Source organism: Dyella halodurans (genome assembly GCF_026283925.1).
Lineage (GTDB): Bacteria > Pseudomonadota > Gammaproteobacteria > Xanthomonadales > Rhodanobacteraceae > Dyella > Dyella halodurans.
On record NZ_JAPDPF010000006.1, the window covers coordinates 161,489 to 175,182 of the forward strand.

The window sequence follows — 13,694 nt, forward strand, 5'->3', positions numbered from 1 at the left end:
TGCAGCCATCGGGCGAGCCAGCATGGATGGGCTTCTAAAGCCCCCGGGGAATGCCATGTCGGACAAGCTCGGTTCGCCGTCTCGGCGCGACTTTCTACGGCAGTCACTGGTCGCCGTCCCGGCGGTGAGCCTGCTGGGAACGACTGCCCTCGCGCAGTCCCAGGGCGGCAGCGCGGCGACGGCGACGACGCCTGCGTATACGCCACGTTACTTCACCGCGCCGGAATGGGAATTCATCCAGGCGGCCGTGGATCGACTGATTCCCTCCAGCGATGCCGGACCCGGCGCACTGGAACTGGGCGTTCCCGAATTTCTCGATCGCCAGATGGATGACGCTTACGGCCATGGTGGCCTCTGGTATATGCAAGGGCCGTTTGTGCCCGATACGCCGCCGACCCTGGGTTATCAGTTGCGCTTCGCCCCGCGCGAGCTGTATCGCACCGGCATCGCCGCCGTCGATGACTGGTGCCAGAAGCAACACAAACAACGCTTCTCTGCCTTGACGCCCGAGCAACGCGACGAGGTGCTGCATGGCCTGGAGAAAGGCGACATCAAGCTGGATCAACTGCCAGCCACCGCGTTCTTCTCTTTGCTGCTGACCAATACGAAGGAAGGCTATTTCGCCGACCCGATGTATGGCGGCAACAAGAACATGGGCAGCTGGAAGATGATCGGCTTCCCTGGTGCACGCGCCGACTTCGCCGACTGGATCGAACAGCCCGGCAAGGTCTATCCGTTCGGTCCCGTCTCCATCAAGGGAGCGAAATCATGACGCGCATGAAACCGGTCGACGTGGTGATCGTCGGCTTCGGCTGGACCGGCGCGATCATGGCGATGGAACTGGCGGATGCAGGCATCAACATCCTTGCGCTGGAGCGCGGGGACTATCGCGACACCTCGCCGGATTTCGCCTATCCGCGTAGCGCCGACGAGTTGGCCTACGGCATTCGTGGCAACCTGTTCCAGCCGCTGGCGCGTGAAACCATCACCATCCGCCACACCCTGGATGAAACCGCCGTGCCGTACCGGCAGTACGGCTCCTTCCTGTTCGGCAACCACGTCGGTGGCGCGGGCATCCACTGGAACGGCCAGCATTACCGGCCGTCGCCCGAGGACTTGGAGTTTGAAAGTCATATCACGCAGCGCTACGGCAAGAAGTTCATGCCGGAAGACATGCAGATCCAGGATTACGGGGTCAGCTACGACGAGCTGGAGCCGTTCTTCGATCAGTTCGAATACGTCTGCGGCACCTCCGGGCGCGCCGGCAATCTCAATGGCGAGATCAAGGACGGCGGCAACCCGTTCGAAGGCCCGCGCAAACGCGAGTACCCGAACCCGCCCGTCGCCGACAACTATGCGGCCAAGCTGTTTGCCGACGCGGCACGCGCACTCGGCCACAAGCCGTTTCCACAACCTTCGTCGAATGCCTCGCGGCCGTACACGAATTCCTATGGCGCCCGCCTGGGGCCGTGCAATCTGTGCGGCTACTGCGAGCGCTTCGGTTGTTACATGTATTCCAAGGCCTCGCCGCAGACCACGATCCTGCCGGTGCTGATGCGTCGCCCGAATTTCGAGCTGCGCACGAACAGCCATGTCACCCGCGTCAATCTCGACAACACCGGCAAGCGTGCCACCGGCGTCACCTATATCGATGCGAAAGGCCAGCAGGTCGAGCAACCGGCTGACCTGGTGATCGTCGCGGCCTTCCAGATGCACAACGTGCGCCTGATGCTGATGTCGGGTATCGGCAAGCCGTACGACCCGAAGACCGGCACCGGCGTGATCGGCAAGAACTACGCGTACCAGATGATGAGCACCATCGGGCTGTTCTACGACCAGGACGTGGCGATCAACCCTTTCGCCTCGGCAGGCTCGGGCGGCAATCAGATCATCGACGACTTCAACTCGGACCATTTCGATCATGGCCCGTACGGTTTCGTCGGCGGCGGTTACATCCTGGGCGGCCAGACCGGTGGGCGTCCGATCCAGCAACTGAGCTTGCCGCCAGGTACGCCGGCGTGGGGCGAGAAGTGGAAGCGCGCCGCCAAGGACAGCTACCTGCATACCACCGGCTTGCAGACGCATGGCTCGGTGATGTCGTACCGCGATCGCTATCTCGATCTCGATCCCACCTACAAGGACAGCTTCGGCCTGCCCTTGCTGCGCATGACGTTCGACTGGCACGACAACGAATACAAGATGACGCGCTTCCTGACCGACCGGGCGCAGGAGATCGCCGACCAGATGAAGCCGCGCCAGAGCGCGCAGACCGTGCGCAAGCCGGGCGATCACTACGACACGCGCCAGTACCAGACCACGCACACCACCGGCGGCGTCATCCAGGGCAAGGACCCCAACACCAGCGCGCTGAACAACTTCCAGCAGAGCTGGGACGTGCATAACGTGTTCGTCACAGGCGCCTCGGCGTTTCCGCAAAACATCGGCTACAACCCGACCGGCCTCATCGGCGGCCTGACCTATCGCTCGGTCAAGGCCATCCGCGAGACCTATCTCAAGAACCCCGGCCCCCTGGTGCAGGTATGAACGCCCTGGCCCATCGTCGTCGTAGTGGTGGAGGCGCCCTGCTGCGTATCGTCCTGTGGCTGGTCGTGCTGGTGGTGATCGCCTGGTTGGCGACGTTGGCCCTGGGCCGCGGCGGTGGCGATGCCGCAGCGATCTTGCCGATGCCAACGGACGCACAGGCCAAGCAAGGCGAGTACCTGGCGCGGCTCGGCGACTGCGCCGCCTGCCACACGGCACCGGGCGGCAAGCCGTTTGCGGGTGGGCTGCCAATTGCCTCACCGATCGGCACCATCTTCAGCACCAATATCACGCCGGATCCGAAGACCGGCATCGGCAACTACACCTACGGTCAGTTCGAGCGCGCCGTGCGGCGCGGCATCAAGCCGTCGGGACAGTCGATGTATCCGGCGATGCCGTTCCCCTCGTTCTCGCGCGTCAGTGACCAGGACATCCAGGCGCTGTATGTCTATTTCATGCGCGGCGTAGCGCCGGTTCAGCAGGAAAATCTGCGCAACCGCATTCACTGGCCGCTGTCGATGCGTTGGCCGCTGACCTATTGGCGCTGGCTGTTCGCGCCGAAGGTCGAACCCATGCAGGTGGCGATGTCGCAGCACCCGGTGCTGGCACGTGGCGAGTATCTGGTGGAAGGGCTGGGCCATTGCGGTGCTTGTCATACGCCCCGCGCATTCACGCTGCAGGAACGCTCGCTGGGCAACAGCCCGTTGTTCCTGAGTGGCGGCGAAAGCGACAACTGGGTGGCGCCCAGCCTGCGCGGCGAACCGGCCAGCGGCCTCGGCAGCGTATCCGACGCGGAGCTGGTGACCGTGCTCAAGAGCGGACGCAGCGAGCGCAGCGCGATCTTCGGCTCGATGTACGACGTGGTGGAACACAGTACCCAGTTCATGAGCGACGACGACCTTACCGCCGTCGCCACGTTCCTGAAATCGCTCACGCCATCGCGCCAGGAAACCCCCATCACCTACGACCAGGCGACGCGCGATGCCTTGTTCGCCGGCAAGCTGAGTGCGCCGGGCGCGCAGCTCTATATCGATAACTGCGCCACCTGCCATCGCACGGATGGCCACGGCTATGGCTACGTCTTCCCGGCCCTGGCCGGCAACCCGATCCTCAACAGTGACGATCCGCGTTCGGTCATTCGATTGGTCTTGCACGGCTTCACCATGCCGTCCGGCCGCAACGCACCGTCGCAATTCAGCATGCCCGCTTTCCGCGATCGACTGACCGATCACGAGGTGGCCGAGATCCTGACCTTCGTGCGCTCCAGCTGGGGCAATCGCGGAGGGGCGGTGAATGCGGAACTGGTGGCGCATATGCGGGAGTTGCCGCCGGGCGGGGAGCCGATGATGACGGGCTACGATCCGCGCGCAAACCGGCCTGCCGGGGCGCCGGCGGCGCAGCAGTAGCTGACGGCGCGGGGTAAGGGCTCGCAGACGTTTCTACCCCCTCACCGTCATCCCCGCGGCTCTCAACAGCCGAAGGGCTGGTCAAGCGGGAGGCGCTTTACAACAGCGAAGCTGGTCATCCAGCGACTTGCTTCGATCTGAGATTTCCGTTCGGAGGGCAAAAGGCACTGGATCCCCGCTTTCGCGGGGATGACGGGTAGGAAAGGGTGCGCATACCTGGTGGTCACAGGCGGCTTTGAACAGACATTCGTAACGCAGCAAGTTTCGAATCGCAGAACCGTCGGTCCAGACCATCCCTTCGCGCATGGTGGCAACAGCCCCTCAGGCCCCGAATTACCGTCCGAAATCCGCCCAACCACTGGACGAACCGGCCTCGGAGCGTCACGCTTATCGTTCCCCCTCGCCAGGACCCTCCATGAGAACGCCAGCCCGCACCGCCCCGACCCTGCTTGCTGACCTCGGCGGCACCAATGTGCGCCTGGCGCTGGCGGATACCGGGCGGGCGACGCCGTTGATGGAAGACAGCGTTCGTCGCTATCGGGTCAAGGACTATGCCTCGATGGCTGACGCGATCCGCCAGTACTTCGACGACACGGGCCACCGTGCCCAGCGCGCGATCATCGCCGCCGCGGGCCGCATCAGCGAAGGCGAGACGGTCAAGGTCACCAATAATCCGTGGCAGGTGGCGGCGCATGCGCTGCAGGCCGAGCTGGGCATGGAGTCGGTGCATCTGGTGAACGACTTCGCCGCGCAGGCGATGGCCGTGCCGCTGTTGCTTGCCGATCAGCTGTCGTCGGTCGGCCCGCAGCCACTGCCGCAACTGGATCAGCACAAGCCACAGACCTTCGTGGTGATGGGCCCGGGTACCGGCCTCGGCGTGGCCGGCCTGCTGTGCCGCGGTGGCCACTGGATCGTGCTGGAAACCGAAGGTGGTCACGCCGGTTTCGCCGCGCACACCGCGGAGGACGTGGAGATCCTGCACCGCCTCAACGACCGCTTCGGCCGCGTGTCCAACGAGCGCATGATCTGCGGCAACGGCCTGGTGAATCTCTACCTCGCCCTCGCCGACATGGCTGGCGAGCCAGCCGAGGAATACACGCCCGAAGACATCACGTCGCGCGCCGAGGCCGGCACCGACCCGCTATGCGTGCGCACGGTGGAAACACTGGCCGGCATCTTCGGCAGCGTCGCGGGCGATCTCGTGCTCAGCCTCGGTGGTTGGGACGGCGTCTACCTCACCGGTGGCGTGCTGCCCATCCTATTGCCGTGGATCAAGCGGGGTCTTTTCCGCGAACGCTTCGAGGCCAAGGGCCGCTTCCGCGAAACCATGGAACAGGTGCCTACCGTGGCCATGATCCATCCGGAACCGGGCCTGCTCGGCGCCGCCGCGCTGGCCGTGCTGGAAGCCGGTAAACCGCTGGTGCCGGGCCGCTAATCGCTGCTCCACATTTGGGCATCCCCCGCGAATCGGCGACACTAGCCGTCTGTCAGTGACGGAGAAACACCATGCCGCGCGGTGATACGGCCTTCCTGTTCGATCTCGATGGCACGCTCGTCGACAGCGTGTATCAGCACGTGCTGGCCTGGAAGGAAGCACTCGATCGCGAAGGCGTCGAGCTGTCGGTGTGGCGCATCCATCGCAAGATCGGCATGAGCGGCGGCTTGTTCGCCAACATGCTGCTGCGTGAAACCGGCCTCGGGATCACCGACGAGCGCCTCGCGCGGCTACGCCAATGGCACGCCGAGGCGTACAACCGGCAGGCCGCGCAGGATGCGGTACGGCCCTTGCCGGGCGCGCGCGAGCTGCTCGCCTTTCTGACCGAGGAAGGCATTCCCTGGGCCATCGCCACCAGCGGACGCATGCAGACGGCGCAGCACAATCTCGAGGCGCTCGGCGTGGACCCGTCGAAGGTGCCGGTAGTGACGCGCGACCAGGTGCGCTACGCCAAGCCCGACCCAGATCTCTTCATTACGGCAGCGCAGCGTCTGGGTATGGACGTCCATTACAGCCTCGTCGTCGGCGACAGCATCTGGGACATGCTAGCGGCGAAACGCGCACGCGCACTGGGTGTCGGCCTGCTCTCTGGCGGCTACGGTCAGGAAGAGCTGGAAGATGCCGGCGCCTTCCGCGTGTATGAGGATCCCGCCGATCTGCTCAAGCATATCGACGAGGTCGCCGCGCGCCGTTGATCCGCGCAGCGCGCTGGCATCGCATAGGCATGTCAGGTGCGATTCATCGCCACGGGGGCCACTGCCGTTAGTCTCAACCTCTGTCCGCCGACCGGAGGCCGCCATGCGTCGATATCTCGCCATGCTCCCGCTCGCCCTGCTTACCGCGTGCTCGCCGACCTCGCCGCCGCCCGAGCAGAAGCCGCCCCAACCAAAGTCCGCACAGAATGCGCCCGACAACGCGGTGCTTGGCTCCGCCGAGTGGTACACATGGGTCGACAGCCGCGTGCATGTCACTGACGCCGAGGGTCACGGCCCGGATCCGGGCTCGGACGAATGGAATCACGCGGTGCAGCACCGGCTGGGCCAGGAGGCACCTCAATTGCCCGTAGGCTCGCCGCAATGGCAGCAGGCGGTGGATGCGTTGTTGCGAGCGAGGCCGTAGCTCGTCTCCCTCTCCCCAAAGGGGAGAGGAAGACAGTCGATCAACTCGGCGCCAGCAACGCATCCAGATCGGACTGATCGAAGCTGAGCTTCTCGCGCGTGCCGCCACCTTCCAGCACGGCTTCGGCCAGTTCGGCCTTGCGCGCCTTCATTTCCTCGATTCGCTCTTCCACCGTGCCGCCGGTGATCAGGCGGAACACGAAGACCGGCTTGTCCTGACCGATGCGGTGCGCGCGATCGGAAGCCTGCGCTTCCGCGGCGGGGTTCCACCACGGGTCGTAGTGGATCACGGTGTCGGCCGCGGTGAGGTTCAGGCCCACGCCGCCCGCCTTCAGAGACAGCAGGAACAGCGGCACTTCGCCTTCCTGGAACTGGCGCACCGGCTCGGCACGGTCGCGGGTTTCGCCGGTGAGCGTGACATAGCGGATGCGATGTCGATCCAGCTCGTGGGCAATCAGCTTGAGCATTTCGGTGAACTGCGAGAACAGCAGCACCTTGCGGCCTTCCGCCAGCAGCGCGGGCAACATGTCCATCAGCAATTCGAACTTCGCTGAATCGCGCACGCCGCGCGCCGCTTCCAGCTTCACCAGGCGCGGGTCGCAACAGACCTGGCGCAGCTTGAGCAAGGCATCGAGCACCACGATGCCGCTATGCGAGATGCCACGCTGGGCAATGACTTCGCGCAGCTCCTCGGCCAGCGACAGGCGCAGGCTTTCGTACAGTTCGCGCTGGCGGCCTTCGAGGATCACGCGCCGGGTGATCTCGGTCTTCGGCGGCAGTTCGGACGCCACCTGCGACTTGGTCCGACGCAGGATGAAGGGCGCGAGGCGGCGATTGAGGCGATCCTGGCAATCGGTATCGCGATGGCGCTCGATCGGCACGCGGTAATGGCGGCGGAACGCGCCCTCGTCACCAAGCAGGCCGGGCACAGCCAGGTCGACTTGCGACCACAGCTCGCCCAGGTGATTTTCCAGCGGCGTACCGGTAAGGCAGATGCAGCGCGGCGCGCGCAGGCTCAGCACGGCGCGGCGCGCCTGCGTGCGGGGGTTCTTCACCTGCTGCGCTTCGTCGAGCACGATCAGCTCGAACGGCTGCTTGCGTAGCGTGACCACGTCGCGCGGCAGCAAGGCGTAACTGGTCAGCACGATGTCCTGCCCGCCGAGCTGCGAGAAATCGCCGCCGCGCTGCGGGCCGTGCAGCGCCAGCACGCGCAGCGCCGGCGCGAAACGCGCCACTTCCGCCTGCCAGTTCGGAATCAGGCTCGTTGGCACCACCACCAGCGCGGGCTGGGTGAGCGCGCCACGTTCTTTCAGCGCCAACAAATGAGTGATCAGCTGCAGGGTCTTGCCCAGGCCCATGTCGTCGGCGAGCACGCCGCCCACCCCAGCCTCAGCCAGCGCATTGAGCCAACGCAGGCCTTCGCGCTGATAGGGACGCAGCTCGACGGTGAGGCCTTCGGGCACGGCATCACTGGCCCGCTCCGCCGCATCGCGCAGGCGCGCGGTGAAACCACGCAGCGCATCGGGTGCGACCAGCTCGCCGCCGCTGGGCAAGGCATCGACCAGTTCTTCCAGACGACCGGCCTGCACGCGTGGCAGGTGCAGCTTGTGGCGGGGGCGTTCGAGATACTCGGCCAGTGGCGCCAGCAGCCCGCGCAGTTCCTTCAGGCGCACGGGCACGCGGCGGCGTTCGTCCACCGGTGCGTACCACACGGCGTCTTCCGGCTCGTTCGGCGCGGGGCTGAGGTTGAGCTGATGCTCGGCAAGGGCCTGCGCCACGGCAGGTAGCAAGTTGTGCCGTTTGCCTTCCAGCTCGATGCCGATTTCCAGGTCGAAGGCGTGGTCGTCGGTGTCTTCGACGGCATTGCCGTACCAGCGCACCGGCCCTTCCAGCACTTCGAACGGGAAGCTGGGCGCGTAATCGAGCACGAAGCCTTCGGCCTCGAGTTTCGGCCGCAGCGCCAGCCAGCGCGCCGGGGTGTTTACTTCCAGCGCGCCCGCGTAGCCTTTGCCGGGGAAAAGCCAGGCATCTTCGGGCAACGTGTCGGCAAGATCCCAGGGCAGGCCTTCCGTATCCACGCCTGGCGTGAGCCCGGCGCGCTCCAGTTGCTCCATCGCGGAGAGTTCTTCCGCGCGGCGCCGAGTGATCTCAACCAGGTGACCATTGCGCACGCGACGTACCAGGGGCTCGCCGCCGCGGCCGGGCAGACGTTCGCCGGCATAGTCGAAGGCGAGACGCGCATAGGCCAGCGGCGGCGTGCCAGCCGCCAGGCGGGCATGACGGGTCAGCGCGTGCAGGGTCAGCACCGGCTTGGGTGCCAGTTCCGCGCGACGCATTTCGCCCAGCACCTGCGGCAACGGCAGACGGTGAGCGAGCCGGCTGCGCGGCAAGGCATCGCGCAAGACCTGGCTGTATTCGTGCTTCAGCGGCGGCAGGTCCAGCCACTGGGCTTCTTCCAGCGGCGCTTCCAGATGGCCCAGCTCGGCGCGCTCGCCGTCCATGTACCACAGGCCATCGATGCGCAGCAGGCGATGATTGGTCGGCAACGAAGGCAGCAGCCGCTGGCTGCCGTCCTGTTCCATGTGCCATTGCCAGTTGAGCTGATGCGACTTGCCGCGCGACACGCGCAGGCCGGCGAGGCCGCCCAGGAAGCACGGCGAGGTGTCCAGAATCTCCGCCAGCAGGGCGTCGCCGACGTGGCCGGACAGGCGCGCGTAGCTGCGACTCTTGCGCAGGCTTTGCGGCAGGCCGAGCACGGTCGCGGCCAGGCGCTGCTCGTGCGGCTGCAGTGGCCGTTGTTGCAGATGCTTGCTGTCCAGCGGCGCGGGGCGCACGAAGCGACCGCCCTGCTCGGCCACCGACAACAGCACCGGCGCGACGTCCAGATGCGCGTAGGGCAGGCCTTCTTCAGGCATGACTTCGAGGAAAAAGCCCAGCACGCCTTGCTCATACGGCGCGCCCGCGGCCGCCGATGCCAGCAGCTTGCGCCAGACACCGGGCAAGACCTCACCACCACTGTCACTACGAGGCGTAGTCAGGTCGCCGTGCTGTTTATCGTCCGGTGACTGCATGCGCTTTCAGTCCGCTAGGGCGACCAAAACATTGAGCTTAGCAAGGGACTTGCACGTGTGCGCGTCTCATCGTCCGGTTTTTGCAGCCGGATGATGAGACATGGCTTCACAGCTCAAAACGGACCATCAAAAGGGACCGAACAGACCCAGGGCCTGTTTACGCTCTCCCCGTGGCCCGCGCCGGAGGCTGTTTGCGCGCCAGACAAAGGAAGAGCAAAGGAGTGTATGTCGATACACGACTGGGCGATGACGCAGGATGACGCACAAACAGACCCGGCACGGGCTACGGGGAGGGCGTAAACAGGCCCTTTGGATACTCGGGCTTCTGCTGGCGACCCATCAGCAATTTGAGGCCCTCGGCTGGCGTGACCTCGCCGTGAAGGACGGCGCGCACGCCGCTGCTGATGGGCAGGTCGAGCTCGTGCTTGCTCGCCAGGCGAACCACTTCGTCCGCGGTGAGCACGCTTTCCACCACCTGGCCAATCTCACGCACGGCCTCTGCAATGCCTTGGCCACGACCTAGCGCCAGACCCAGGCGGCGATTGCGCGAGAGATCGCCGGTGCAGGTGAGCACCAGATCGCCCAGCCCCGCTAGGCCCATCAGGGTTTCCGGACGCGCGCCCAAGGCCACGCCAAGGCGCAGCATTTCGTTCATGCCGCGGGTAATCAGGCCGGCGCGGGCATTGAGGCCCAACTCCATGCCGTCGGCGACGCCGGTGGCGACCGCCAACACGTTCTTCATCGCACCGCCCAGCTCCGCGCCCAGCACATCGCTGCCCGAATAGGCGCGAAAGTTCGGCGCATGCAGCAGCAGGGCCAGTTCGTGCGCGAAGGCGTCGTCATCGGAATGCACAGTGACGGCGCTGGGCATGCCGGCCGCCACTTCGCGCGCGAACGACGGGCCGGTCACGACCGCCGCGGCGCGACCCGGGAAGCGCTCGGCCACCAACTCGTGCAGGAAACGGCCAGTGCCCGGCTCGAAACCCTTGGTGGCCCAGGCGATGCGGGCACCAGGCTCCAGCCACGGCTCGATGTCCTCGAGCATGGAGGCGAAGGCGTGACTCGGCACCACGATCAGCACGACCTGCGCGCCGCGCAAGGCAGCGGCGAGGTCGGGCTCGTAGACCAGCTCGGCCGGCAGCTCGACATCCGGCAGATAACGCTGATTGCGCTGGCTTGCGGCCATCGCCTTCAACGCGGCGGCATCACGCCCCCACAGCCGGGTCGGCACCTGGTTGCGCGCGGCGAGTGCCGCCAGTGCAGTGCCCCAGGAACCGGCGCCGAGAACGGCCAGGATCGGACGCTCTTCCATAAGCAGGCTCTATGGAATCAGCTATTCAGCATCGGAGCGGCGCTGCCGCTGAGCACGCGACGCTGCTGCTCGGCGAACAGGGCATCGAAGTTGATCGGCTGCAGCAGGAACGGCGGGAAGCCGCCTTCCAGCACGAGCGACGACAGCATCTGGCGCGCGTACGGGAACAGCAGGTTCGGGCAATAGCTGTTGATGATGCCGGCGTGGTCGATTTCGTTGAAGCCGGCAATGCTGAACACGCCAGCCTGCTGCACTTCGGCCAGATAGGCCGTGCGCTCGCCGAGCATGCAGGTCAGGGTCAGGCTGAGCACCACCTCGTACAGGTCGTTGCCCAAGTCGACGGCCTTCTGACCCAGGTTCAACTGGACCTGCGGCTGCTCGTCGGTTTCACCCACTTCCTGGAAGATCTGCGGGGCGTTGGGTGCCTCGTAGGACACGTCCTTCACATAGATCTTCTGCAACACCAGCTGCGGCTGGCCAGCCTGGCCATTGGCCTGGCCGTTGGCGGTGAAATCTGCCATGGGAAATCCCTCGTAAAAAAGTGCGATATGCGGTTGAGCAAAGAGTTGGATTGTTCCATACATCCCCGCAGGCCGCCATGCGGATACCCCGAACTGAGCAAATATTGCGCAGCACCCTGTTTTTCTGGGAGAATGCACGGCTCGACTATGCCGACCCGACACCTCGGGCACGTTCGCGACGCGATGCGGACCTCACGGCAGACCCCGAAATCAACACCCTCCAGCATCGCGTGGCGCAAAGCGCCGCTGGGCCGATGTCGCCCTGGCTAATGGGCGGTACACCGATTACGGAGGTCATCATGGCCCGTGTATGTCAAGTCACCGGAAAGGGTGTGCAGACCGGCAACAACGTCTCGCACGCCAACAATAAAACCCGTCGCCGCTGGTTGCCGAACCTGCATGAGCGTCGCTTCTGGGTCCCGAGCGAGAACCGCTGGGTGAAGCTGCGCGTTTCCAACCACGCACTGCGCACCATCGACAAGAATGGCATCGAGGCCGTGATCGCCGACCTGCGTGCTCGCGGCGAAAAGGTCTGAGGATTGAGCCATGGCTAATAGCAAACAAGACAAGATCCGCCTGATCTCCTCGGCCGGCACCGGCCACTTCTACACCACGCAGAAGAACAAGAAGAACACGCCGGAAAAGTTCGAGTTCAAGAAGTACGATCCGGTCGTCCGCAAGCATGTGATCTACAAGGAAGGCAAGATCAAGTGAGTAACGGTCCACGCGCCTAGCGCGTGGCTTATACCGTTGCCCACCCCTGCGAAAGCAGGGGTCCAGCTCCTTCACAAAAACCCGCCGCAAGGCGGGTTTTTTGTTGCTCAATCCCACCGTCTTTCTTCGCTCCTTCTCCCCTTTGGGGAGAAGGAGTCCGCTCGGGGTTGGCCCGTCGAGTCTTGGCCACAACGCAGCAGCCAAAAAAAGCCCGCCTTGCGGCGGGCTTTTCATGACTTCGGCAGCAAGGCCAATCAGGCGTTGGCGACCGAATAGCTCTTCAGGCGAGAAGCGAACTCCTGCAGCGAGCGGATGCCGCTCTGCTCCGCTTCGGCGATCCACTGTTGGAGACCCTTCAGTGCCTGGTCGGCACCGCGCTGCTCCATCAGGGCGGCGAGGCGGGCGCGGAAATCGCACACCGTGCTCAGGGTCGGGCGCTTGGCCAGCACGGCCTGCATGCGGTCGCGGCCTTCGCTGTCCAGCCAGCGGCCACCGTCGGCCAGGGCGCGACGCATGCGACGCGGCACCGACTTGATGTTCTCGCCCGCGTGCTGCGCTTCGTCGCGCATGGTCGGGATGATCACGTTGCGGTAGTAGTCGGTCATCGCCTGGAAGCGATGGGTGAGCACGCCCTTCAGCGTCTCGGCATCCGGCAGGTGCACGTTCGGGCGGACGTCCAGCGACGGCGCCACGCGCAGCACCTTGGCCAGGCCCACTGCGCGCAGGACGCAGATGGCGGCCCAACCGATGTCGAATTCCCACTTGCGCAGGGCGAACTTCGCCGAGCTCGGGAAGGCGTGGTGGTTGTTGTGCAGCTCTTCGCCGCCGATCCAGAAACCCCAAGGGATCAGGTTGGTCGCGGTGTCGGCGCTTTCGAAGTTGCGGTAACCCCACCAGTGGCCGATGCCGTTGACGAAACCGGCGGCCCAGAACGGGATCCACATCATCTGCACGGCCCACAGTGCGGCGCCGATCACGCCGAACAGGGCGAAGCTGATCACCAGCATCAGGGCCGGGCCCCAATACGGATGGGCGCCATAGACGTTGCGCTCGAGCCAGTCGTCCGGCGTGCCGCGACCGTACTTCTCGAGGTCTTCCTTCACTTCGCTGGCGTCGCGGTACAGCGAGACGCCGTCCCAGAACACCTTCTTGATGCCGTAGATCTGCGGGCTATGCGGATCTTCCTCGGTCTCGACCTTGGCGTGGTGCTTGCGATGCACGGCCACCCACTCCTTGGTGACCATGCCCGTGGTGAGCCAGCCCCAGAAGCGGAAGAAATGCGATACCACCGGGTGCAGGTCCACACCGCGGTGCGTCTGGCAGCGGTGCAGGTACAGCGTCACCGTGAAGATGGTGAGCTGGGTCATGACCAGCATGTAGATCAACATGCTGAGCCAACCGGCATGCGTGATGCCGTTGGACAAGAAATTGAGGACTGCGTCGAGCATGGGAAACACCCAGGTATATGAAATATCAGTCTATGCGAGAGGTTTCCGTACCCGCCAGCATGGACAGC

At 65.0% G+C, this 13,694-nt stretch carries 12 protein-coding genes; 8 read left to right on the forward strand and 4 right to left on the reverse strand.

The genetic code is table 11. The annotated features are described in order from the left end of the window. Positions 1-55: 55 nt before the first annotated feature. The 6 genes from OUZ49_RS13350 to OUZ49_RS13375 all read left to right on the forward strand — a co-directional run bounded on the left by OUZ49_RS13350 (position 56) and on the right by OUZ49_RS13375 (position 6,561). Positions 56-772 (forward strand): gluconate 2-dehydrogenase subunit 3 family protein, encoded by a 717-nt coding sequence (locus OUZ49_RS13350; RefSeq protein WP_266150953.1) that lies wholly within the window; start codon positions 56-58, stop codon positions 770-772. Next, positions 769-2,544 (forward strand): GMC family oxidoreductase, encoded by a 1,776-nt coding sequence (locus OUZ49_RS13355; RefSeq protein ID WP_266150954.1) that lies wholly within the window; start codon positions 769-771, stop codon positions 2,542-2,544. The genes OUZ49_RS13350 and OUZ49_RS13355 overlap by 4 nt, the downstream gene beginning before the upstream one ends. Continuing rightward, entirely contained in the window at positions 2,541-3,947 is a 1,407-nt protein-coding gene (locus tag OUZ49_RS13360; RefSeq protein WP_266150956.1) for a cytochrome c, read from the forward strand. The genes OUZ49_RS13355 and OUZ49_RS13360 overlap by 4 nt, the downstream gene beginning before the upstream one ends. Positions 3,948-4,362: 415 nt before the next feature. Next, positions 4,363-5,382: a glucokinase gene (glk, locus tag OUZ49_RS13365; RefSeq protein WP_266150957.1), complete on the forward strand. Its 1,020-nt coding sequence runs from the start codon at positions 4,363-4,365 to the stop codon at positions 5,380-5,382. A gap of 71 nt (positions 5,383-5,453) precedes the next feature. Further along, positions 5,454-6,137, forward strand: a complete 684-nt coding sequence (locus OUZ49_RS13370; RefSeq protein ID WP_266150958.1) for an HAD family hydrolase — start codon at positions 5,454-5,456, stop codon at positions 6,135-6,137. 103 nt (positions 6,138-6,240) lie between these two features. Further along, the gene (locus OUZ49_RS13375) at positions 6,241-6,561 is read left to right on the forward strand and encodes a hypothetical protein (RefSeq protein ID WP_266150959.1); all 321 of its coding nucleotides are present in this window, start codon (positions 6,241-6,243) and stop codon (positions 6,559-6,561) included. A 40-nt stretch (positions 6,562-6,601) separates the two neighbouring features. On the opposite strand, the gene OUZ49_RS13380 is transcribed toward OUZ49_RS13375, so the two are convergent. The 3 genes from OUZ49_RS13380 to secB form a co-directional block, all read right to left on the reverse strand. Then, positions 6,602-9,631: a DEAD/DEAH box helicase gene (locus OUZ49_RS13380; protein WP_266150960.1), complete on the reverse strand. Its 3,030-nt coding sequence runs from the start codon at positions 9,629-9,631 to the stop codon at positions 6,602-6,604. Positions 9,632-9,914: 283 nt separating this feature from the next. Beyond that, positions 9,915-10,943 (reverse strand): NAD(P)H-dependent glycerol-3-phosphate dehydrogenase, encoded by a 1,029-nt coding sequence (locus OUZ49_RS13385; RefSeq protein ID WP_266150962.1) that lies wholly within the window; start codon positions 10,941-10,943, stop codon positions 9,915-9,917. Between the two features lie 17 nt (positions 10,944-10,960). Beyond that, complete coding sequence (secB, locus tag OUZ49_RS13390) at positions 10,961-11,464, reverse strand: protein-export chaperone SecB (RefSeq protein WP_266150964.1); 504 nt, start codon at positions 11,462-11,464, stop codon at positions 10,961-10,963. 299 nt (positions 11,465-11,763) lie between these two features. Between secB and rpmB the strand changes: the two genes are divergently transcribed. Then, complete coding sequence (rpmB, locus tag OUZ49_RS13395) at positions 11,764-12,000, forward strand: 50S ribosomal protein L28 (RefSeq protein ID WP_266150965.1); 237 nt, start codon at positions 11,764-11,766, stop codon at positions 11,998-12,000. 10 nt (positions 12,001-12,010) lie between these two features. Continuing rightward, positions 12,011-12,178 carry a 50S ribosomal protein L33 gene (rpmG, locus tag OUZ49_RS13400; RefSeq protein ID WP_008211962.1) on the forward strand — a complete coding sequence of 56 codons (168 nt, stop codon included), beginning with the start codon at positions 12,011-12,013 and terminating at the stop codon, positions 12,176-12,178. Positions 12,179-12,432: 254 nt separating this feature from the next. Here the strand turns inward: rpmG and OUZ49_RS13405 are convergent, their stop codons facing one another. Beyond that, positions 12,433-13,626: a DesA family fatty acid desaturase gene (locus OUZ49_RS13405; protein WP_266150968.1), complete on the reverse strand. Its 1,194-nt coding sequence runs from the start codon at positions 13,624-13,626 to the stop codon at positions 12,433-12,435. Positions 13,627-13,694: the final 68 nt, after the last annotated feature.

Coding starts and splice junctions, on each gene's coding strand:
- OUZ49_RS13380 (WP_266150960.1), bottom strand. CDS start 9,631: ATGCAGTCACCGGACGATAAACAGCACGGCGACCTGACTACGCCTCGT.
- OUZ49_RS13350 (WP_266150953.1), top strand. CDS start 56: ATGTCGGACAAGCTCGGTTCGCCGTCTCGGCGCGACTTTCTACGGCAG.
- OUZ49_RS13370 (WP_266150958.1), top strand. CDS start 5,454: ATGCCGCGCGGTGATACGGCCTTCCTGTTCGATCTCGATGGCACGCTC.
- OUZ49_RS13355 (WP_266150954.1), top strand. CDS start 769: ATGACGCGCATGAAACCGGTCGACGTGGTGATCGTCGGCTTCGGCTGG.
- glk (WP_266150957.1), top strand. CDS start 4,363: ATGAGAACGCCAGCCCGCACCGCCCCGACCCTGCTTGCTGACCTCGGC.
- rpmB (WP_266150965.1), top strand. CDS start 11,764: ATGGCCCGTGTATGTCAAGTCACCGGAAAGGGTGTGCAGACCGGCAAC.
- OUZ49_RS13360 (WP_266150956.1), top strand. CDS start 2,541: ATGAACGCCCTGGCCCATCGTCGTCGTAGTGGTGGAGGCGCCCTGCTG.
- OUZ49_RS13385 (WP_266150962.1), bottom strand. CDS start 10,943: ATGGAAGAGCGTCCGATCCTGGCCGTTCTCGGCGCCGGTTCCTGGGGC.
- rpmG (WP_008211962.1), top strand. CDS start 12,011: ATGGCTAATAGCAAACAAGACAAGATCCGCCTGATCTCCTCGGCCGGC.
- secB (WP_266150964.1), bottom strand. CDS start 11,464: ATGGCAGATTTCACCGCCAACGGCCAGGCCAATGGCCAGGCTGGCCAG.
- OUZ49_RS13405 (WP_266150968.1), bottom strand. CDS start 13,626: ATGCTCGACGCAGTCCTCAATTTCTTGTCCAACGGCATCACGCATGCC.
- OUZ49_RS13375 (WP_266150959.1), top strand. CDS start 6,241: ATGCGTCGATATCTCGCCATGCTCCCGCTCGCCCTGCTTACCGCGTGC.